Genomic DNA, 18,725 nt, shown 5'->3' with positions numbered 1-18,725 from the left:
GAAGCCCCGCCGGAGCGTCCCGGCGGGGCTTCTTCGTTCAGGGGAGCGCCCCTGCGATCAGTGATTGTGGTGGCGCGCCGGCCGGTCGGCCTTCGGCTCGTCGGAGGGCGGGGGAGCCGGCACGCCGAGTCCGGGCGGCGCGGCGACGGCATCGCCGCTCCGGATCGCCTCGCGCTCGTTCCGCGGGCCGGCGATCCCCTCGGTCCCGCCGGGAGCCGTCGCGGGGTCGCGGCCGGCGGGCGCACCGGTCCCCTGGGCGAGGGCCGCGCCGGTCAACCCGAAGAGTCCGCACAGAGCGAGGGCCGACATCGTGATACGCATGGTCGATGACCTTTCAAGAGAAGCGAAGAGCGAGAGAACCGTAAAACGAGAAGCAAGTCTTTGGCCGCTCGAAGAAAATCGAAGCCGGGCCGGAGAGGTTCCGCATCAGCTTCCGCGATAGGTCTGATAGCTCCAGGGGGTCGCCACCAGCGGCACGTGATAATGGCCTTCCGGGTCGCCCACCCCGAAGCGCAGGGGCACGATGTCGAGGAAGGGCGGCTCGGGGAGGGCGGGGCCGGGACCCGCTCCGACCCGCCGGAAGTGGTCGCCGAGCCCGAAGCGCAGTTCGTAGGTGGCGATCGGCACGGGGCGCCCGTGGATCAGGGGCATGTCGGTGCGGCCGTCCGCGTTGGTCACCGCGCGGGCCACCAGCACCGCCTCCGTCGCGGAGACGAACTCGACGAGGTCGACGGCCACCCCGGCGGCCGGCTTCCCCCGGACGGTGTCGAGGACATGGGTCGAGATCCGGCCCGTCGTGGCGAGCGGACCGGGGCCGCTCACCAGGGCGTTCAGGCGGATCGCGGCGATCCGCATCACCTCGGCCTCGGCCGTGCGCCGCTCCACATCGGGAGCGGAGGCCAGCCGCGCCTCGAAGGTCCCGAGCAGCGAGGCGCGGCCGTGCCGCTTGACGCACAGGATGAAGGGGATGCCGAATTTGTCGCGGTAGGCCGCGTTGAGCGCCTCGAACCGGGCGTATTCCGCCTCCGACATCCGGTCGAGGCCGGCGGCGGCCTGCTCCGCGATGGAATCGGGGGCGATGGCCCCGGATCGGGCGGCGCGCCCGGCGAGTTCGGGATGGCCGGTGAGCAGAGCGAGGCGCCGCCCCTCCGGCGCGCCCTGGACCGCATCGCGCATGGCCGAGAACAGCGCCTCCACGGTGGCGAAGGGCCGCTGCGGCAGGGCCGCCTCGGCCACCCAGGGCGCGTGTTCGAACACGGCACCGAGCGTGGCCACGAAGTCCGCGTCGGAGGCCTCGTTCAGAGCTGCGAGTGTCGACGCCATGGCGGCGGGCTCTCCGTTGAAGGCAGGCGATGACGACGCATCGCAGGCCCCGCCTGTGCAGGCAACGGGCCATGCGCGCCACCGCCGGGTCCCGCCCCGGTGGCACACGCCTTGCGCCCACGGACACCGCATCCCCGGTGAGGGATCTGCCCGGAGCGGCGGAGGCGTCGACCCCATGACCAGTGCCACGACCATCGCCGCCCCTCCCGACACCCTCGACGCCACCGAGCCGGCCACGGCGCCCGTGACGACGGTGCCTCCCGTCGCCCTCGCTCTGCTCGGGCTGCAGCACGTCCTGGTGATGTATGCCGGCGCCGTGGCGGTGCCGCTGATCGTCGGGCGCGCCCTGAAACTCCCGCCGGATCAGGTGGCGATGCTGGTGAGCGCCGACCTGTTCGCATGCGGCCTCGCGACGCTGCTGCAGAGCTGGGGCCTGCCGGGGATCGGCGTGCGCATGCCGGTGATGATGGGCGTCACCTTCGCCGCCGTCACGCCCATGGTCGCCATGGGGACCAATCCCGAGATCGGGCTGACCGGCATCTACGGCGCCGTGATCGCGGCCGGCCTGTTCGCGTTTCTCGTGGCGCCGCTCATCGGACGGCTGCTGCCGCTGTTCCCGCCCGTGGTGACCGGAACGATCATCCTGGTCATCGGCGTCTCGCTGATGAAGGTGGGCGTGAACTGGGCCGCCGGAGGAATCGGCAACCCAGATTACGGGGCACCGCTCCATCTCGCCATCGCCGCCTTCGTGCTCTGCGTGATCCTGGCGATCACCCGCTACGGCACCGGCTTCGTCAATTCGGCCTCGGTGCTCATCGGCATCGTCGCCGGGATGCTCGTGGCCGCCGCCTTCGGGCTGGTCGATCTCGGCCATGTGGCCACCGCGTCCTGGTTCGACGTGGTGCGGCCCTTCGCCTTCGGCGCCCCGACCTTCGATCCCGTCTCGATCGTCACCCTCTGCATCGTGATGATCGTGGTGATGATCGAATCGACCGGCATGTTCCTGGCGCTCGCCGAGATCTGCGCCGATCCCGTCGACGAGAAGCGCCTGACCAGGGGACTGCGCGGCGACGGCCTCGGCACCGTCATCGGCGGCATCTTCAACACGTTCCCCTACACCTCGTTCTCGCAGAATATCGGACTCGTCGGCGTCACCGGGGTGCGCACCCGCTACGTCGCGGTGGTCGGCGGGTTCATCATGCTCGGGCTCGGGCTCATCCCGAAGCTCGCGGCGCTGGTCGAGGCGGTGCCGCAATGCGTGCTCGGCGGGGCCGGGCTCGTGATGTTCGGGATGGTCGGCGCGACGGGCGTGCGCATCCTCGGCGCGGTGGACTTCGCCCGCAATCGCAACAACCTGTTCGTCGTTGCGGTCTCCGTCGGTTTCGGCATGATCCCCCTCGTTGCCCCGGCCTTCTTCAAGCAGATGCCGCACGCGCTGCACCCGCTCCTCGAATCCGGAATCCTGCTCTGCGCGATCGCGGCGGTGAGCCTGAACCTGTTCTTCAACGGCCTGACCGGCGACGAGGCCGCCCGCGCCGCCGCCCGGCATCAGGCGGCATCCTCCGAACATTGAGGACGGCCGTCGTCCTTCACCGCCCCTCCTGGGAGACAAGCATGCCCCTGATCGCCTCGAAATACGGCAAGGGCCGCGTGCGGGTGATGCGCCTCACCCGCAACGGCGACGACCACACCCCGCGCGAACTGTCCCTCGCGGTCCTGATGAAGGGCGCCTTCGATGCCGCCTGGACCGACGGCGACAACCGGGCCTGCGTCGCCACCGACAGCGTGAAGAACATCGTCAACGTGGTGGCGGCCAAGAACCTGTCCCTCGACAAGGAAGCCTTCGCCGAGGCCGTCGCCGCGACCTTCCTCGACACGTATCCGCAGGTCGAGGAGATCGGGATCGAGGGTAAGGAGACGCGCTGGCTGCGCCAGACCATCGGCGGCCGGCCGCACGGCCACGTCTTCACCCTCGACGGCAACGGGACGGGCTACGTCAAGCTCGTGGCGAGCCGCGACGGCGCCGTGATGCAGTCGGGGCTGCGGGGCTTCACCTTCATGAAGACCACGCAATCGGGCTGGGCCGATTTTGTCGATGACGCGTACCGCACCCTGGCCGACGCCACCGACCGCATCGCCGCGACCGCCATGGACGCCACCTGGACCTGGGCCAGCGCGCCCGCCGACTACACCGCGACCAATGCCCGGGTGCTCGACATCCTGATCGAGGTCTTCGGCACGACCTACAGCGCCAGCGTGCAGGACAGCATGTACCGCATGGGCGAGGCGGTCCTGGCGGCCATTCCCGAGATCGCCGAGATCGGGTTCGCCATGCCGAACAAGCACTACATCCCGATCAACCTGACACCGTTCGGGCTGGAGAACCCCAACACCGTGTTCCTGCCCACCGACGAGCCCCACGGTCAGATCGAGGCGACGATCGGGCGAGGCTGAGCTCCGCACGATCCCGGCCCTTCGGAGGAGGGGGAGTGCCGCCTTCCGAACGGCCTTCCGCGAGGCCGCGACCACGGGCGCCCGGCCCGGTGCCCCGTAATCCCCGAACGTCCGGCAAGCGCGTCGATGGAGCGAGGACGCGCGGGCGGCGGAAGAGGCATGCCATGCCGGCCATGACTGGCAAAAAATGTCGCAGCCCGAACCAAACCCATGGGATGAAACGGCTTATTCCTGTGGCCATCGATCCTCAGGATATGGCTCGCACGCTCGGTGCATGAACATGATGCACACGCACTGACCATTCCGTGTTGCTTTACGAGGCTTTGGTGCACAAATTCTAGGTTATTGGCCGGGACTGCCGCGTCTCCTCAGGCAGTCCGGCCCGAACCTGGGACGACATCCATGACGACACGCCTCATTCTAGGAGCCGCCCTCGGTCTCGCCTTGTCCGGCACCGCTTTCGCGCAGAGCTACACCGCACCGGCCGGCATCCCGGCCGCGACCGCCCCCGGCGGTCTCGACGGACAGGCCGCCGCCCGGAACGTCGGCGAATACGACAGCCGCTTCTCCCGCCCCATTCGCACCCGGATCGATGGGGACGGCGCAGTCACGACGGGATCGGTGAGGCCCACCCCGCCACGCCACCGCGACTGAGGCCCCAGGGCGGAAATCGGTCATCGGTCGCCGGGAACGGCCGCCCCCTCCCCGGCGCGTCGCCGAGCGCCCCCGGCGGAGGTACGTAGGACTGCCCACACTCTCGATACCCTGCGTGCCGAGGTGGCTGTGGAGGTGGAGGACAGCCGCAAACGAGAGCGCCCGCGCGGAAGGCTCGAACGCCTCGTTGCTCCCAACGCTGGTGAACTGCAAGGAAGCGGAGACCGCCCCTTCGACGGGTCGCACCAGAGATGCTGGAAGAGACAGCAAAAAGCCCCGATCGCATTCCCGACCGAGGCTGACTGCTCTGAGGTGTTTTGAAAAACCGCGATCGAATCAGCGGTTTATTTGGTGGGTGCACAAGGGTTCGAACCTTGGACCCGCTGATTAAGAGTCAGCTGCTCTACCAACTGAGCTATGCACCCATTGCCTTGCGGCAGTCGCGGCAGCCACCAAACCCGCTGCGACGAGGGGGCTGATAGCAAAGGCCCCGGGGGGTGTCCACCCCCGGGGCGTCATTTTTCCGGCTAAACCGATGCAGCGTGCTGGGCGTGCAGGCGCACGGCCGTGGCCGAGAGCTTGTTCAATGCCGAGAGATAGGCGCGGGCCGAGGCCACCAGCGTGTCGGGATCGGCGCCCCGCGCCGTCACGCTGCGGTCGCCGGCCTTCAATCGGACGGAGACCTCGGCCTGGGCGTCGGTCCCCTGCGTCACGGCGTCGACCTTGTAGAGTTCGAGCTGCGCCTCGTGCGGGACCAGGGCCTGGATCGCATTGAACACGGCGTCCACGGGGCCGTTGCCGTCGGCCTCCTCGGTGACGATGCGGTCGTCGATGGCGAGCTTCATCGTGGCGCGCTGCGGACCGCGCGTGCCGGCGATGACCGAGAGCGAGACGAGGCGGATGCGGTCATGCGCCGTGGCGAGGCCCTGGTCGACCAGGGCCTCGATATCCTCGTCGTAGACGTGCTTCTTGCGGTCGGCGAGCGCCTTGAACCGGTCGAACACGTCCTGCAGCTGATTGTCGGCGAGATGCAGGCCGAGCTCTTCCAGCTTCGAGCGGAAGGCCGCGCGGCCCGAATGCTTGCCCATCACCAGGGAGGTCTTGGCGACGCCGACGGAGGCCGGGGTCATGATCTCGTAGGTCTCGGTATGCTTGAGCATACCGTCCTGGTGGATGCCGCTTTCATGCGCGAAGGCGTTCCGGCCGACGATGGCCTTGTTGTACTGCACGGGGAAGTTCGTCGCGTGGGAGACGAGCTTCGAGGCGCGGGTGAGCATCGTGGTCTCGATGCCGGTCTCGTAGGGCATCACGTCGCCGCGGGTGCGGATCGCCATGACGATCTCCTCCAGGGCCGCGTTGCCGGCGCGCTCGCCGATGCCGTTCACCGTGCACTCCACCTGCCGGGCGCCGCCTTCCACGCCGGCCAGGGAGTTGGCGATGGCCAGACCGAGATCGTCGTGGCAATGCACCGAGAAGATCGCCTTGTCGGCATTCGGCACCCGTTCGCGCACCTGGCGGAACATGCTGCGGTATTCGTCGGGCGTGGCGTAGCCCACCGTGTCGGGCAGGTTGATCGTCGTCGCACCGGCCCGGATCGCGGCCTCGACGCAGCGGCACAGATAGTCGATCGGCGTGCGCGTCGCGTCCATGGCCGACCATTCCACGTCCTCCACGAGGTCGCGGGCCTGGGCCACGGTCTTGAGGATGATCTCGACCACCTCGTCCTGGGACTTGCGCATCTGGTGGGCGAGGTGGATCGGCGAGGTCGAGACGAAAGTGTGGATGCGCCCCCGCCGGGCGAGGCGGACGGCTTCGCCGGCCCGCGCGATGTCGGCGGGGATGGCGCGGGCGAGGCCGGCGATGGTGGCGCGCTTCGAGCGGCGGGCGATCTCGGAGACGGCCTCGAAATCACCGATCGAGGCGATGGGGAAGCCCGCCTCGATGATGTCGACGCCCATCGTGTCGAGGAGTTCGGCCACCGCCAGCTTCTCGTCGAGGGTCATGGTGGCGCCCGGGCATTGCTCGCCGTCGCGCAGGGTCGTGTCGAAGATGAGGACCCGGTCCTTCGGGGAGGCGTTGGGCTGGGCGGTGATGTCGGTCATGGCGTGTCGTCCTGTCGGAGGCGCGGTCGCTGAGGGACGCGGCGCCTTGATCCATCGATCGGCTCGACGAAGCCCTCGCGGGCCCCGGTCGCGAAACGATCCCCTGAGAGCCCAGGCGCACGCGCCCGGACGGCCCTCAGGGGCGGATAAGGAGGAGAAGGCCGACGAGGAGCGCTCGGGGACGCGCATGACCGCGCACCGCCGCGAAGGCGGTGTCTGCGGTTCCCTGCGTGGAGCCGGCGCTGGCCAAGGCTCGTCTCTCCCGAATGGCGTAGCGGGCGCGCGAACGATGCGACCGAACGGCTTCGTACCCCTCGACGCCCCCGTTGACAAGGATCGCCCCGCACGCGCCGCCGTCCATCACATCTTCGTGGGCAGGGATCCGGCCATTGTCGCGTGCCGGTTCGCAACTAGCTTGACGTTCGTCCGTTCAACGGCACGGCGTGCGCCTCGTACCGCGCCGACAAAACAATATCGGAAGGAAACACCCGTCCATGTCGCGCACTTTCCTGCGTCGAATCGTGCTGCCCGGCCTCGTTCTGCTTGCCGGCACCGCCCCCGGCTTTGCCATCGACCTCACCAAGACCATCGATATCGCGGCTCCCCCGGCCAAGGTCTGGGCGACGATCGGCGATTTCTGCGGCATCGGCAATTGGCACCCGGCCATCGCCAAATGCGAGCCCTCCACCAAGGGCGGCACGATGCTGCGCAAACTCAGCCTCAAGGGCGGCGGCGCCATCGTCGAATCGCAGACGGCGCGCGACGACAAGGCGATGAGCTACACCTACGCCATCGTCGAGAGCCCGCTGCCGGTCTCCGACTATTCCTCCACCCTCGCGGTGAGCCCGAAAGGCTCAGGATCGACGGTGACGTGGACGGGGACCTTCAAGGCCAAGGGTGTCCCGGACACGGTGGCGACCGATGCCATCACGGGGATCTACGAGTCCGGCCTCGCGGCCATCGCCGAGAAGGCCAAATGACGCGCTCGCGTGACGGGCTGACGTGACGGTCCGACACGGGGTCCGGGATCGTCGCCGGAGCCCCGGCTGCGGTGATTGACCCGCCCCTCGCGTGAAGGCAAGAACCCGGCGCGGCGTCCATGCCGTGCCGGCCATCGCGCCGGAGCGTGAAGGAGAGCCGCCGTGACCAGGAACATCGTGCCGCCGCAACCGGCCAGCCTGATGCTGGCCATCGGCCTCGCCGCGGGGCTCGGAGCCTGCACCTCGTCCGGCCCCTCTCCGAAGGCGGCGGTGGCGCCGGCCGCCGCCCCGGTCGCTGTCGCCTCGGCCCCGTTGCCGGCAGGCTCCGGCTGCGGTCCGAGCATCGCCCGCACACAGGCCGTGGTGGACAGCGATGTGGCGACCGGCAACCTCAACGCGCCGGTGGGCGCACGGTTCTCCTCCGACCTCGCGCGCGCCGCGGAAGCCTGCGCCGCCGGGCGCGAGCGTGAGGCGATCGGCCTGCTCGCCGCCGCCAAGTCACGCTACGGCTATCCGTAGGCTCGGGCATTCGTTCGGGATCGCCGCCCCTCACGAGGCAGGTGACCCGACCCGGCCCCACGGCGCGGGCGACGCCGAAGCAATCGCCCCCCTCGCGAAAGTGTGACCCTGCCTCGCGGCGAATGGGGCCGGGTCGTGCGACGGTAAAGAACGCAGGCGAGATCCGGTTTATCTCACGAATCCTCTCGGAGGATTGCAGCCATGCCCACGCCTTCTCGACGATCATTGGCGAGGCTTCGGTCGGCGACTGGAAAGCCACACCCGCCACATCCTCGTTGCGTTGCCATAAAAGGGCCGGGAAATCTCCTAGTGTCGGGGGCGACAAAATTTCGGTGACAGGCCCCGCGACGCATGAGCTCAGCGCCCAACAACATCACGCGCCTGCCGACCGCCAGGGCCACGGCACTCGAGTCCAAGGAGGCGGTGACCAAGGAAGAGCGGGCCCGGTCCAGCGAACTGGCGGTGAACGACGACCGCGAGATGGTTCCCCGGCGGGACGACGACGCGAGGCGGGAGCTGGCGCTCGATGCCGGGGAAGACGAGACGTTTTCCCTCGTCCCCCTGCCGCAGCCCGAACATAACTGGAGCCGCACGCTGCTCAGCTTCGGCATCGTCGTGATCCTGCCGCTGTGCCTGCTCGGCCTGTACTTCCTGTTCCTCGCCACGCCGCAATACTTCGCCGAATTTCGCTTCTCCGTCACCGAGGTGACCCCGTCCGCCGGCCCCCTCGGCGGAGGAAGCAGCGGGGGGACGGCCGCATCGGCGGTCGCCAGCGCCATGGGCGGCCACGGTGGGGCGGTCAGCGGCGGCACCGCGCAGAACTTCGTCGTGATCGATTATCTCAAGAGCCGTCAGGTGGTCGACGAGCTGTCTCAAAGCGTCAATGTCCGAGAGATCTACAGCCGTCCCGAGATCGATTGGCCGAACCGGTTCGACAGGAGCCGGTCGACGGAGCACCTGGTGCGATACTGGAACAAGATGGTCTGGGCGAATTACGACCCGCTCACCGGGCTCGCCTCCGTGGAGATCAAGGCGTTCCGGCCCGACGATGCCCTGACCATCGCCAACCAACTCGTCACTCTGTCGGAGAACCTCGTCAACAAGATCGCCAAACGCGCCGAGGAGGATGCCGTCAAGTTCGCCGAGCAGGAAGTCGTCCGGGCCAAAGCCGGCCTCGACAAGGCCCGCGCCGCCATGGCCGAGTTCCGTGAGAAGGAAGGCGTGATCGATCCGATACCCAGCGTCGTCTCGGGTAACACCCAGCTCATCGGCACCCTGCGCGGATCGGTGTCGCAGCTGGAGGCCGATTACGACACGATCCGGAGGCAGAATCTCAGCGAGTCGGCACCATCGGTCGTGGCACTGAAGTCCCGCGTCCAGGCGGCACGCGAGCAGCTGGCCTCCGTCGAGCGCGAGGTTTCGGGCAGCCGCTCCGGCCGCAACGTCCTGGCCGGCGTCGTCGCCCGGTTCGAGGCCCTCGACATGGACCGGCAATACGCGCAGGCGATCCTGCTCACCTCGCTGCAATCCCTCGACCGCGCTCGGGCCAGCGCGGCGGCCCAGCATCTCTATCTCACCCCCTACGTTCGCCCGGCCCTGCCCGAAAGCGCGGGCGGCCCGCGCGTCTTCCTGTCGATGGTGCTCGGAGCCTTCATCCTGGCGGCGATCTGGTTCATCGGCCTGCTCGCCGTGCGCTCGATCGTGAACAGCCGCGCCTGAGCGGGGTCGGCCTTCGGTCGTCATGACCGTCGGCGCGGCCTCGGCCAGAATTCCGGCCTCGTGACGAGGCAACACCCGGCACGAGGTGCCGGTCTCGCAACCCGCCACTCCGCGTCACCCGGCATCCTTGGATCGCGACTGAACGATGGCACATTCCTCGATCGTCCTCCCGGCCGCTTCCTCGAAGCAGAGGGCACGACCGTGGCTGATGATCATGACGGCCTTGATCGTCCGTGATTTCGGAGTTCGCTTTCGTAACTTCCATCCGGCCATCGGCATTCTGCTTTTCATCGAACCGATCGTCGTCATCGCGACGGTAGCAGGATTGCGAATCTTTCTATTTGGAAAAGAACCTCCTTTTGGACCGTCCGTTCTTCTCTTCATGGGAACCGGTGTATTCCCGTTCTATGTCTTCCGACGCTGTGCTCGCGGCGTTCGTAGCCTGAAGTCGCGAGCGGCAGAGTATTACTTCGTCAAACCCTTCGATTTTCTTCTGTCTCGTTTTCTGATTCAAGTCATACAAAACTTCATTTTGATGTCGATTTTCTTTCTTGGACTCTACATCTACGGTATTCGAGAGGCTGCACCTTGGTCTCCGGATATGTGCCTCATCAGCCTCTTCGCTATCACTTGCCTATCTCTGGGGATGGCGCTCATCAACTCGAGCATTCAGTCGTATTTTCCCGGATGGAGCAAAATCTACGCATTCCTGAGCCGGCCGATGATGATGTTCAGCGGCGCGTTCAAGACCGTCGATCTGTCCCCGGAACCCATGCGGACGATCTATTCTTGGAATCCGCTCTCGCACGTCATCGAGCTGTTCCGGCTGGGATTCTACCCGAATTACCCGCATGCGAGCTTCGATGCCGTCTATCTCACCAAATGGTGCATCGGCACGATCTTCATTGGAATCCTGCTGTACAACAACAAAGCCAAGGACTGAGGACGCTCACGAAATTCCCGGCCAGCTCCGGTTGCCGCTCCGCTCGTACGACGGCGCAGCGGGCGTTTCGTGACAGGCACCGAGCCTCGCCCGGCCCCGCCTACGGCTCACCGAGCGTCAGCCCGACCTTCATCACCGTGCCGTCCTCCTTGTCCGGATGGACCGCGAAGCCGAGGCTGCGGCACACGGCCAGCATGGGGCGGTTCTCCCGGAGGACCGTGCCCTCGATGCGCTGGAGCCCCTCCGCCCTCGCCCAGTCGATCATCAGCTGCATCAGGGCGAAGCCGAGGCCGGTGCCCTTGCGGTCGCTGCGGATGAGGATGGCGTATTCGCCGCTCTCGTGGTTTGCATCGGCATGGAGGCGAACCGCGCCGAGCATCGACGCCGTCTGCGCGTCGATGGCGACGAAGGCGATGGCGCGGGCGTAGTCGAGCTGCGTCAGCCGCGCCAGGAAGGCGTGGTTGAAATCGCGGACCGGCATGAAGAAGCGCAGGCGCAGATCCTCGGCGCTGACCTGCTCGAAGAAGCTCTTGAACAGCCCCTCGTCCTCCGGCCGCACCGGGCGCACGGTGACCTTCTCGCGCTTCAGGACGAGGTTGCGCTCCCATTCCACCGGATAGGGGCGGATGGCGAAGCGCGGATTGCGGGTTCCGCCGCGCCGCTCCGGGGCCGGGCCGACCAGCACGCGGGCATCGAGGGCCAGCACGCCGTTGGCATCGGCGAGCAGGGGATTGATGTCGAGCTCGCGCACCTCCGGCAGGTCGGCGGAGAGCTGGGCGAGCTTGACGAGGACGAGGCCGAGCGCCCTCCGGTCCACCGCCGGGACGTCGCGATAAGCGGCCAGCCGCCGCGCCACGCGGGTGCGGTCGATGAGTTCGCTGGCGAGCCGAAGGTCGAGGGGAGGCAGGCTCAGCGCCCGGTCGTCGATGACCTCCACGGCGACGCCGCCCCGGCCGAACACCACCACGGGACCGAAGACGGGATCCTCGGCGAGGCCGGCGATGAGCTCGCGGCGCTTGCCCTTGCGCACCATGGGTTGGACCGCGAACCCCATGATCCGCGCATCCGGCCGCTGGCGCCGGGCACGGGTGAGGATGTCGGCGGCGGCGGCGCGCACATCGGCCTCGCTGGTGAGGTCCAGGCGAACCCCGCCGACATCGGATTTGTGGACGATGTCCGGTGAGACCACCTTCAGCGCCACCGCGCCGCCCTCGGCGATGATGGGCCAGGCCGCCGCCGCGGCGGCATCGATGTCGGGGGCGAGCGTCAGCGGCACGCTGTCGATGCGGTAGGCGGCCAGGAGTCTCGCCACGGCATGGGGATCGAGCCAGGTCTCCCCCGCCTCAATGGCGGCCACCACGATGGCGCGGGCGGCCTCCACGTCGGGGGAGAATTCGCGCGGCAGGGAATCCGGCGTGCGCATCAGGTCGTCCTGCGCCTCGCGGTAGCGGACGAGGTGCATGAAACCCTCCACGGCGTCGGCGTCCGTGGCGAAGCGCGGGATGCCGGCGGCGGCGAGCACCGCGCCGGCCTCTCCGTCATCGCCCACCGTCACCGCGAAGACGGGCTTGCGCCGCCCGCCCTTGCGCCGGGCCGCGCTCACCGTGTCGGCGATGGCCGCAGCGACGCCGGCGCTGTCGGAGCGGGCGGTGGGCACGTGGATGGCCAGCACGGCGTCGTTGGCGGGATCGGCGAGAAGGGGCCTGAGGGCGTCGGCATAGGCTTTCGCATCGGCCTCGACGCCGAGATCGGTGGGGTTGCCGCCGAGCCCCGCCGCGGCCAGCGTGCCGCCCCGGTCCGCGAGCCTGTCGGCGGCGAGCGCCCCGATGCCCTCGCCGTTCCCCAGGATGGCGAGGCGCTGGCCGGGAAAGGGGCGCTGCCGGCCCAGCGTCTCCACCGCCGAGAACATGGCGTCGAGCCCGTCGACGCTCAGCAACCCCGCCCGCCGGAACGCCGCCTCGTAGACCGCATCCGGCCGGGCGAGGGCGCCGGTATGGGTGACGGTGTGGCGCAGGGGAGCCGCGTGGCGCCCCGTGCGCAGCACCAGGACCGGCTTGGCGCGGGCGGCGGCGCGGGCCGCCGACATGAACTTGCGCGCGTTGGGAATCACGTTCAGCGACAGCAGGATCGCGCGGGTGTGGATGTCGGCGGCGAAATGGTCGAGGCAATCGGCGATATCGATGTCGCAGGCGGTGCCGAGGGACAGGATGGCCGAGAATCCCACATCGCGATGCGCGGCCCAGGCGACGATGCCCGCCGCCACCGTGCCCGATTGCGAGATGAGGGCGAGATCGCCCGCCTTGGGCGCCGCCGCGAACAGGCTGGCATCGAGCTGCGCGCGCGGCACGGTCAGGCCCATGCTGTTGGGGCCGAGGAGACGCATGCCCCATTGCCGGGCGCGGTTGCGCACCACCTCGCAGAGATCCTCCGGCAGATCGGAGGTGAGGATGACGGCCACGGCGGCACCGCGCAGCCCCGCCTTCTCCACCCAGCCCTCCACCTCCGCGGCCTGGGCCACGATCACCACGAGATCCGGCGTTTCGGGCAGGTCGTCGAGGGTGGGAAGGCCCGCCGCGCCGACGAGATGGACGGGGCCGGCGAACCCGGCCTTCCCCAGGTTGCCGACCACGGCCTGGCCGAGCGCGCCTTGACCGACCGCGCCTTGGCCAACCGCGCCTTGGCCGAGGCCGACGACCGCGATCGCCCGCGGGGCGAGCAACGCCTCGAAGCGATAGGTGCTCATGGACTGGCGTGACCTTCGATCAGACCGGGGCGACGGCGTGCGACATCGCGCCGGACGGCAAGGTATAGGGCGCGGATCACTCTCGACCGGGGGAACCACATGTCAGAACCCACAGCTTACGAGATTTCCTGCGCGATCGTCGAGGCGATGCGCTCCCTCATCACCCTGGGCCTGAGCCAGGGCACCGCCGGGAACGTCTCGGTACGCCACGGCGACGGCTTTCTCATGACACCCTCGGGCATCCCGGCCGATGCGCTGCGCCCGGAGGACATCGTGCCGATGAGCATGGAGGGGGAGCACGGCCATGCCCTCGCCCCCTCCTCCGAATGGCGCTTCCATCGCGACATCCTGCGGCGGCGGCCCGAGATCGATGCCGTCGTGCACGCCCATCCGACCTATTGCACCGCCTTCGCCATGTGCGGCGCCGAGATTCCCGCCGTCCATTACATGATCGCGGCCGCCGGCGGCCCGACGATACGCTGCGCGCCCTATGCTCCCTATGGAACCGAGGACCTGTCGATCGCGGCGGTGGCCGCCCTCGACGACCGCCTCGGCTGCCTCCTGGCCAACCATGGCATGATCGCGATCGGCCGTAATCTCGGCAAGGCCTTGTGGCTGGCGGTAGAGATGGAGGCCCTGTGCCGCCAATACGCCGTCGCCCTCCAGGTCGGGAAGCCGGTCATACTGTCCGACGCCGAGATCGCGCGAACGATCAGGCGCTTCGAAAACTATGGGCCACGGAGCCGCACAGAAACGCCTTGAGTTCGCCCTTACGTCCAATGGCTCGGGCCGCGATGATTACGTAGAGGTTGCTCGGCACGCGCCCTCGGAGGCCGTGACCGGCCTCCCGACATCGGGTTTTCCAGAAAATTTTCTTCCCGGCGCGGTCATTCGGCCGCCCCGCCGGCCGCGTCGGGCACCACATGTGCGAGCCGATGCCCCGTGTAGTTTTTTACCGCATCGCGCATCTGAAGTTGCGAACGTGAGCTAAAAGAGCTCACCAACTAGCATAAAGGTTCCAGTTTCACAAATAACTTTTGAAATCTCTGTTCAGTTCGATTTTTTTTCCAGCCTAGGGAGTTAAAAAAGTCTCCCCTCACGCAAAGATCGTCGGCCATTCCTCAGATGCCGAAAGCTCCCGCAGCACACCAGAAGCTTCCTTCAAATTGTTGCGGTTACCCTGGTCTTGCCAAAGCCTCTTGCGCTTTGTTAATGGCTATCATACTAACTGCCTAGTCAATTCAATCTGAAGACAAGACCTTTCGGCCAGGCTCCATCGGCGCCTGGCAGCGGTCTAAGGCTGTCCTACTTTCGGGGGTGCGCGTGGAAATCGAAAACGACTTCGTGGCGGATTATATTGAGCTTACGGCGGATATCGTCTCGGCATTCGTCAGCAACAATTCCGTGCCGGTTTCGGACATCCCGGCCCTCATCGCATCGGTTCATGCGACCTTGGGCAGCCTGACGACGGCGAAGACGCCAGAAAAGGCCGAGCCGCTGACCCCGGCCGTGTCGATCAAACGCTCGATCACGCCGGATTTCGTCATCTGTCTCGAAGACGGCAAGAAGTTCAAATCGCTGAAGCGCCACCTTCGGACGCGCTATTCCATGACGCCGGAAGAATATCGGGCGAAATGGAACCTTCCGAGCGACTATCCGATGGTTGCTCCGAACTATGCGGCCGCACGGTCGGAACTGGCGAAGAACATGGGGCTCGGCCAGCAGCGCAGGAAATCCCGCGTGAAGGCACCCGTCGTCGAGGCACCGCCGACACCCGCGCCGCGCGGTCGTCGCCCTCGCACGGCCACCAACGCCTCCTGAGCCCGACGAATCTGTGGCTCGCCTCACCGAGGCGCACCCTCAGCCCGGGATACGAGACTTACGGGGGCGAGACTTCGAGGGGCAAGGCTTCGAGGGGCGAGGCGACGGCCATGAGGGAGCCACCAGGACGCGGTTCGGTTTCCGGAGCGCTTCGTCCAAGGCAAGTGAAGCAAAGCCGTGCGTGTGACGAACGGATGGGATGACCCATTCTCGCTGGATCAACGATTCCAAGTCGCTCGACATGTCTCGCGACGATCGGGACCTCCTCGGACAAGCATCGAACCAAGGTGCCCGAAGCACCTTCGGCGCGAAACAGCCGCTGCCGCAAACCTATCCACAGGAGAGTTGTGGGGCCGGTGACGGTCCGGCTCGTCACGACAACCGACGATACCCGCGCCCGTTGTTCGATTTATCGAAAAAAACGAACCCACTTTCGCGATACATTTGAATGAAACTCATTCCTATATATCCTATATAATAAGAGATCCCGAGGTCGGGACATGATGTCTGTCGAACGCTGGCGGAACGACAAGATCTATGCCCGACAGGACCGGGAACTACACCGGATCTATTTGAGAGAGACTGAGGACGCGCCGTCCCTGGTCATGCCGCGAGACGATCGTGGTCCATCCGGCGGTCTTTCGCCGCCGTGCCGTTAGGCCTGTCGCAAGGCCCTCCCTGCATTCTCGGAAAACAGGCGGCCGGTGCGGCCGCCTCGAAGGCGGGAAGGGATGCGCATGTCCGGTCGATCGAGCCTCGTCGCGCGCCTGTTCTGGACCACGATCGTCGGCGGCGGCATCGCCTTCTGGTTCGGACTACCCGCCCTGGCCGCCACCGGCCTCTGCCTTGGCCTGATCCTACTGCATCGCCTCGACAGGCCCGCGCGTTTCAGGCGGACGGTCCGCCGGCTCGCGCGCACCCATGCCGAGACCCTTGCTCTGCGCCGCCGCCAGGAATGTTTCGAAGACGCCTACGGCAACCGGATCGACGACGGCTGGCTGCGGGAGCGGGATTACTTCGCCGAGCGGACGATCCTGCCGCATCTCGACGCCATGGGGTTCACCGATCTCGCCGATACCCGCTGGCAGACGGTTCTCGACATCGTGGACGAGGTCGCTCTCTCCGTCGATCTACCGGACGAGGACGAGGCGCCGGAGGACGGCATCGCCTACGAGCGCTTCTGCGCCGAGGCCCTGCGCGAGGCGGGCTGGTCGGCGCGCCCGACGAAGGCCAGCGGCGACCAGGGGGCCGACGTGGTCGCCGAGCGCTCAGGCATCCGTCTCGTGCTCCAGTGCAAGCGCTACACGAAGCCCGTGGGCAACGCGGCGGTGCAGGAAGCCTCGGCGGCGGCACGCTACTGGCAGGCGGACATGGCGGCCGTCGTCTCCAATGCCGGCTTCACCCCCGCCGCGCGCAGGCTGTCGGGCGCCACCGGCGTCCTTCTCCTCCACCACGACGCCCTGCGCGACCTCGCGCCCATCCGCAGATCGCGGCGGATCGACGCCGAGCCCGCCTGAGAGCCCTTCGATGGGACCTCTCTGCGGCGGCGCATACCAAAGTCGGTGATCCGCCAAGGTCCATTTTCCCAAGCCGACCCCCTCATCCTGAAGTACCCTTTGCTTGAGCAAAGGGCTTCGAAGGAGCCCTCAAGTCTTCGCGCGATCCCTGGAAGCCTCCTTCGAGGTCGTTACGCCGCGCTCATGCTGAGGGGAAGCCTTGGAAGAACATCTCAAACTGGCCCTGACGCGCGAGCCTCACACCTCCGCGAGGGGTAGCCAGGCCCGCCCGTCGCGGTCGATCAGGGCATCCGCCCCCGCCGGTCCGTCGCTGCCCGCCGCATAGGTCTCCACCGGAGCATCCCTCCAGGCCTGAATGAGGGGATCGACGGCGGCCCAGCCCGCCTCGATGGCGTCGGCCCGCTGAAACAAGGTCGGGTCGCCGACCATGCAATCGTAGATCAGGGTCTCGTAGCCGACGCTCGGCGCCTCGGCGAAGAAATCGCCGAACCGCACGGAGGAGATGACCGCGCCGAGGCGCATGTCCGGCCCCGGCCGCTTGGCGTTCCACTGGGTGCTCAGCCCCTGGTCCGGGTCGATGTGGAGGTGCATGACGTTCGGCGCGAGAGCGGTGCCCGCGAACAGGCCGTGGCTCGGCGGCTTGAAATGCACGGCGATCTCGGTGAGGCGCCCCGTCAGGCGCTTGCCGGTGCGCAGGTAGAACGGCACGCCGGCCCAGCGCGGGTTGTCGATGGTGAGCGTCAGGGCCGCGTAGGTCTCGGTGCGGGAATCGGCCGAGACGTCGGCCTCCTCGCGGTAGCCCCGCACGGCATGCCCCTGCTCTTCGCCGGGCGCATACTGGCCGCGCACCGCCCGGTCCGGCGTCGCCGGCCGCACGGCCTCCAGAATCCGCGCCTTCTCGTTGCGGATGTCCTCCGCATCGAAACTGCCGGGCGGCTCCATCGCCACCATGGACAGGAGCTGGAACAGGTGGTTCGGCACCATGTCGCGCAGCGCACCGGTGGGCTCGTAGAAGCCGCCGCGCTGCTCCACGCCGATGGTCTCGGCGGCGGTGATCTGCACGTGGTCGATATGGCGGGCGTTCCAGATCGGCTCCAGCATGGCGTTGGCGAAGCGCAGCGCCAGGATGCTCTGCACCGTCTCCTTGCCGAGGAAGTGGTCGATGCGGAACACCTGACTCTCGTCGGCCTGGTTCAGGATGCGGGCGTTGAGGGCGCGCGCCGAGGCGAGATCGGTGCCGAACGGCTTCTCGATCACCACGCGGCGGAAGGCGCCCTCCCCCTCCTTCAGCAGGCCGGCGGCGCCGAGCTGGTCCACCACCGGGCCGAAGAAGCGGGCGGAGACGGCGAGGTAGAAGATCGCGTTGCCGCCGATGTCCCGGGCGAGCCGCCGATAGGTCTCCGCCGCCTCGAAATCCCCCTTGGTGAAGGTCAGGCGCTCACGGATGAAGCCCCAATGGCCGGGATCGATGGAGTCCGGATGGAATTCGGAGGTGTGGTCCTCGGTGAAGGACTGCATGGTCTGCGAGAGGTCGTCGCGCCATTGCTCGCTCGTGCGGTCGTTATGGTCGACCCCGACGATCTTGAGCCCATCCGCCAGCAGGCCGTCCGAGGCGAGGTTGTAGAGGGCCGGCATCAGCAGGCGCTTCGTCAAGTCGCCGGCCGCCCCGAAGATGACGAGGGTGCATGCCGGCGCCGTCCTGACCTCGTCGTTGGCGCGGGGCTGCTTGCCGTCGTTCACTGTGGCATCGGGATGGATCATGGGACGGGACACTCCGGGCATCGACGGCGGCGACGCCGGTCAAACCGCCGATGCCCTGCGCCGTTCCGACGGATGGTGCAAGGCAGCGATCACTCGTCCGTGCGGACGGACTTATTCGTCCGTGCGGACGGACTTATTCGTCCGTGCGGACGGACTTATTCGTCCGTGCGGACGGACTTATTCGTCCGT

The 18,725-nt window shown here is 67.6% G+C and carries 15 protein-coding genes and 1 tRNA gene; 10 read left to right on the top strand and 6 right to left on the bottom strand.

Annotated elements, in window-relative coordinates; translation table 11 throughout:
* Positions 1 to 57 precede the first annotated feature (57 nt).
* Together ASF34_RS20100 and uraD are read right to left on the bottom strand one after the other, a co-directional pair.
* On the bottom strand, positions 58 to 321 hold the full coding sequence (locus tag ASF34_RS20100) for a hypothetical protein (protein ID WP_056163956.1): 264 nt from the start codon (positions 319 to 321) through the stop codon (positions 58 to 60).
* A gap of 105 nt (positions 322 to 426) precedes the next feature.
* Positions 427 to 1,323, bottom strand: coding sequence for a 2-oxo-4-hydroxy-4-carboxy-5-ureidoimidazoline decarboxylase (uraD, locus tag ASF34_RS20095; protein ID WP_056163953.1), 897 nt, complete (start codon positions 1,321 to 1,323; stop codon positions 427 to 429).
* Positions 1,324 to 1,498: 175 nt separating this feature from the next.
* Between uraD and ASF34_RS20090 the strand changes: the two genes are divergently transcribed.
* The 3 genes from ASF34_RS20090 (at position 1,499) to ASF34_RS20080 (ending at position 4,431) form a co-directional block, all read left to right on the top strand.
* Positions 1,499 to 2,896 carry a nucleobase:cation symporter-2 family protein gene (locus tag ASF34_RS20090; RefSeq protein WP_244479059.1) on the top strand — a complete coding sequence of 466 codons (1,398 nt, stop codon included), beginning with the start codon at positions 1,499 to 1,501 and terminating at the stop codon, positions 2,894 to 2,896.
* Positions 2,897 to 2,937: 41 nt separating this feature from the next.
* Positions 2,938 to 3,777 carry a factor-independent urate hydroxylase gene (pucL, locus tag ASF34_RS20085; protein ID WP_056163949.1) on the top strand — a complete coding sequence of 280 codons (840 nt, stop codon included), beginning with the start codon at positions 2,938 to 2,940 and terminating at the stop codon, positions 3,775 to 3,777.
* A 402-nt stretch (positions 3,778 to 4,179) separates the two neighbouring features.
* Positions 4,180 to 4,431 carry a hypothetical protein gene (locus ASF34_RS20080; RefSeq protein WP_018045695.1) on the top strand — a complete coding sequence of 84 codons (252 nt, stop codon included), beginning with the start codon at positions 4,180 to 4,182 and terminating at the stop codon, positions 4,429 to 4,431.
* A gap of 349 nt (positions 4,432 to 4,780) precedes the next feature.
* Here the strand turns inward: ASF34_RS20080 and ASF34_RS20075 are convergent.
* Together ASF34_RS20075 and ASF34_RS20070 are read right to left on the bottom strand one after the other, a co-directional pair.
* Positions 4,781 to 4,856: transfer RNA gene (locus ASF34_RS20075), tRNA-Lys, on the bottom strand.
* A 102-nt stretch (positions 4,857 to 4,958) separates the two neighbouring features.
* Positions 4,959 to 6,533, bottom strand: a complete 1,575-nt coding sequence (locus ASF34_RS20070) for a 2-isopropylmalate synthase (protein WP_018045726.1) — start codon at positions 6,531 to 6,533, stop codon at positions 4,959 to 4,961.
* Positions 6,534 to 7,027: 494 nt separating this feature from the next.
* Here ASF34_RS20070 and ASF34_RS20060 point away from each other — a divergent pair, with 494 nt between their 5' ends.
* The 4 genes from ASF34_RS20060 to ASF34_RS20045 all read left to right on the top strand — a co-directional run bounded on the left by ASF34_RS20060 (position 7,028) and on the right by ASF34_RS20045 (position 10,694).
* Positions 7,028 to 7,513 carry an SRPBCC family protein gene (locus tag ASF34_RS20060; RefSeq protein ID WP_018045728.1) on the top strand — a complete coding sequence of 162 codons (486 nt, stop codon included), beginning with the start codon at positions 7,028 to 7,030 and terminating at the stop codon, positions 7,511 to 7,513.
* Between the two features lie 201 nt (positions 7,514 to 7,714).
* Entirely contained in the window at positions 7,715 to 8,032 is a 318-nt protein-coding gene (locus ASF34_RS20055; protein WP_043764995.1) for a hypothetical protein, read from the top strand.
* A 351-nt stretch (positions 8,033 to 8,383) separates the two neighbouring features.
* On the top strand, positions 8,384 to 9,751 hold the full coding sequence (locus ASF34_RS20050) for a hypothetical protein (RefSeq protein ID WP_056163945.1): 1,368 nt from the start codon (positions 8,384 to 8,386) through the stop codon (positions 9,749 to 9,751).
* 208 nt (positions 9,752 to 9,959) lie between these two features.
* Positions 9,960 to 10,694: an ABC transporter permease gene (locus ASF34_RS20045; protein WP_244479058.1), complete on the top strand. Its 735-nt coding sequence runs from the start codon at positions 9,960 to 9,962 to the stop codon at positions 10,692 to 10,694.
* Positions 10,695 to 10,794: 100 nt separating this feature from the next.
* Here the strand turns inward: ASF34_RS20045 and ASF34_RS20040 are convergent, their stop codons facing one another.
* The gene (locus ASF34_RS20040) at positions 10,795 to 13,437 is read right to left on the bottom strand and encodes a bifunctional acetate--CoA ligase family protein/GNAT family N-acetyltransferase (protein ID WP_056163940.1); all 2,643 of its coding nucleotides are present in this window, start codon (positions 13,435 to 13,437) and stop codon (positions 10,795 to 10,797) included.
* 99 nt (positions 13,438 to 13,536) lie between these two features.
* Here ASF34_RS20040 and ASF34_RS20035 point away from each other — a divergent pair, with 99 nt between their 5' ends.
* From ASF34_RS20035 to ASF34_RS20025, 3 genes are all read left to right on the top strand, one after another.
* Entirely contained in the window at positions 13,537 to 14,199 is a 663-nt protein-coding gene (locus ASF34_RS20035) for a class II aldolase/adducin family protein (protein WP_018045733.1), read from the top strand.
* 561 nt (positions 14,200 to 14,760) lie between these two features.
* Entirely contained in the window at positions 14,761 to 15,258 is a 498-nt protein-coding gene (locus ASF34_RS20030) for a MucR family transcriptional regulator (protein ID WP_056164029.1), read from the top strand.
* A gap of 737 nt (positions 15,259 to 15,995) precedes the next feature.
* The gene (locus ASF34_RS20025) at positions 15,996 to 16,775 is read left to right on the top strand and encodes a restriction endonuclease (RefSeq protein ID WP_056164027.1); all 780 of its coding nucleotides are present in this window, start codon (positions 15,996 to 15,998) and stop codon (positions 16,773 to 16,775) included.
* A 237-nt stretch (positions 16,776 to 17,012) separates the two neighbouring features.
* Here the strand turns inward: ASF34_RS20025 and zwf are convergent, their stop codons facing one another.
* Positions 17,013 to 18,536 (bottom strand): glucose-6-phosphate dehydrogenase, encoded by a 1,524-nt coding sequence (gene zwf, locus ASF34_RS20020; protein WP_056163937.1) that lies wholly within the window; start codon positions 18,534 to 18,536, stop codon positions 17,013 to 17,015.
* Positions 18,537 to 18,725: the final 189 nt, after the last annotated feature.

The organism is Methylobacterium sp. Leaf106 (genome assembly GCF_001422895.1).
Classification (GTDB): Bacteria; Pseudomonadota; Alphaproteobacteria; order Rhizobiales; family Beijerinckiaceae; genus Methylobacterium; species Methylobacterium bullatum.
Note: the sequence above shows the minus strand (reverse complement) of the source record. Positions and strands in the feature narration are given on the sequence as shown.

Excerpts from the sequence above, each read along its gene's own strand:
- ASF34_RS20060 (WP_018045728.1), top strand. The coding sequence starts at position 7,028 with ATGTCGCGCACTTTCCTGCGTCGAATCGTGCTGCCCGGCCTCGTTCTG.
- ASF34_RS20035 (WP_018045733.1), top strand. The coding sequence starts at position 13,537 with ATGTCAGAACCCACAGCTTACGAGATTTCCTGCGCGATCGTCGAGGCG.
- ASF34_RS20080 (WP_018045695.1), top strand. The coding sequence starts at position 4,180 with ATGACGACACGCCTCATTCTAGGAGCCGCCCTCGGTCTCGCCTTGTCC.
- zwf (WP_056163937.1), bottom strand. The coding sequence starts at position 18,536 with ATGATCCATCCCGATGCCACAGTGAACGACGGCAAGCAGCCCCGCGCC.
- uraD (WP_056163953.1), bottom strand. The coding sequence starts at position 1,323 with ATGGCGTCGACACTCGCAGCTCTGAACGAGGCCTCCGACGCGGACTTC.
- ASF34_RS20055 (WP_043764995.1), top strand. The coding sequence starts at position 7,715 with ATGCTGGCCATCGGCCTCGCCGCGGGGCTCGGAGCCTGCACCTCGTCC.
- ASF34_RS20090 (WP_244479059.1), top strand. The coding sequence starts at position 1,499 with ATGACCAGTGCCACGACCATCGCCGCCCCTCCCGACACCCTCGACGCC.
- ASF34_RS20040 (WP_056163940.1), bottom strand. The coding sequence starts at position 13,437 with ATGAGCACCTATCGCTTCGAGGCGTTGCTCGCCCCGCGGGCGATCGCG.
- ASF34_RS20100 (WP_056163956.1), bottom strand. The coding sequence starts at position 321 with ATGCGTATCACGATGTCGGCCCTCGCTCTGTGCGGACTCTTCGGGTTG.
- ASF34_RS20070 (WP_018045726.1), bottom strand. The coding sequence starts at position 6,533 with ATGACCGACATCACCGCCCAGCCCAACGCCTCCCCGAAGGACCGGGTC.
- pucL (WP_056163949.1), top strand. The coding sequence starts at position 2,938 with ATGCCCCTGATCGCCTCGAAATACGGCAAGGGCCGCGTGCGGGTGATG.
- ASF34_RS20045 (WP_244479058.1), top strand. The coding sequence starts at position 9,960 with ATGATCATGACGGCCTTGATCGTCCGTGATTTCGGAGTTCGCTTTCGT.
- ASF34_RS20025 (WP_056164027.1), top strand. The coding sequence starts at position 15,996 with ATGTCCGGTCGATCGAGCCTCGTCGCGCGCCTGTTCTGGACCACGATC.
- ASF34_RS20050 (WP_056163945.1), top strand. The coding sequence starts at position 8,384 with ATGAGCTCAGCGCCCAACAACATCACGCGCCTGCCGACCGCCAGGGCC.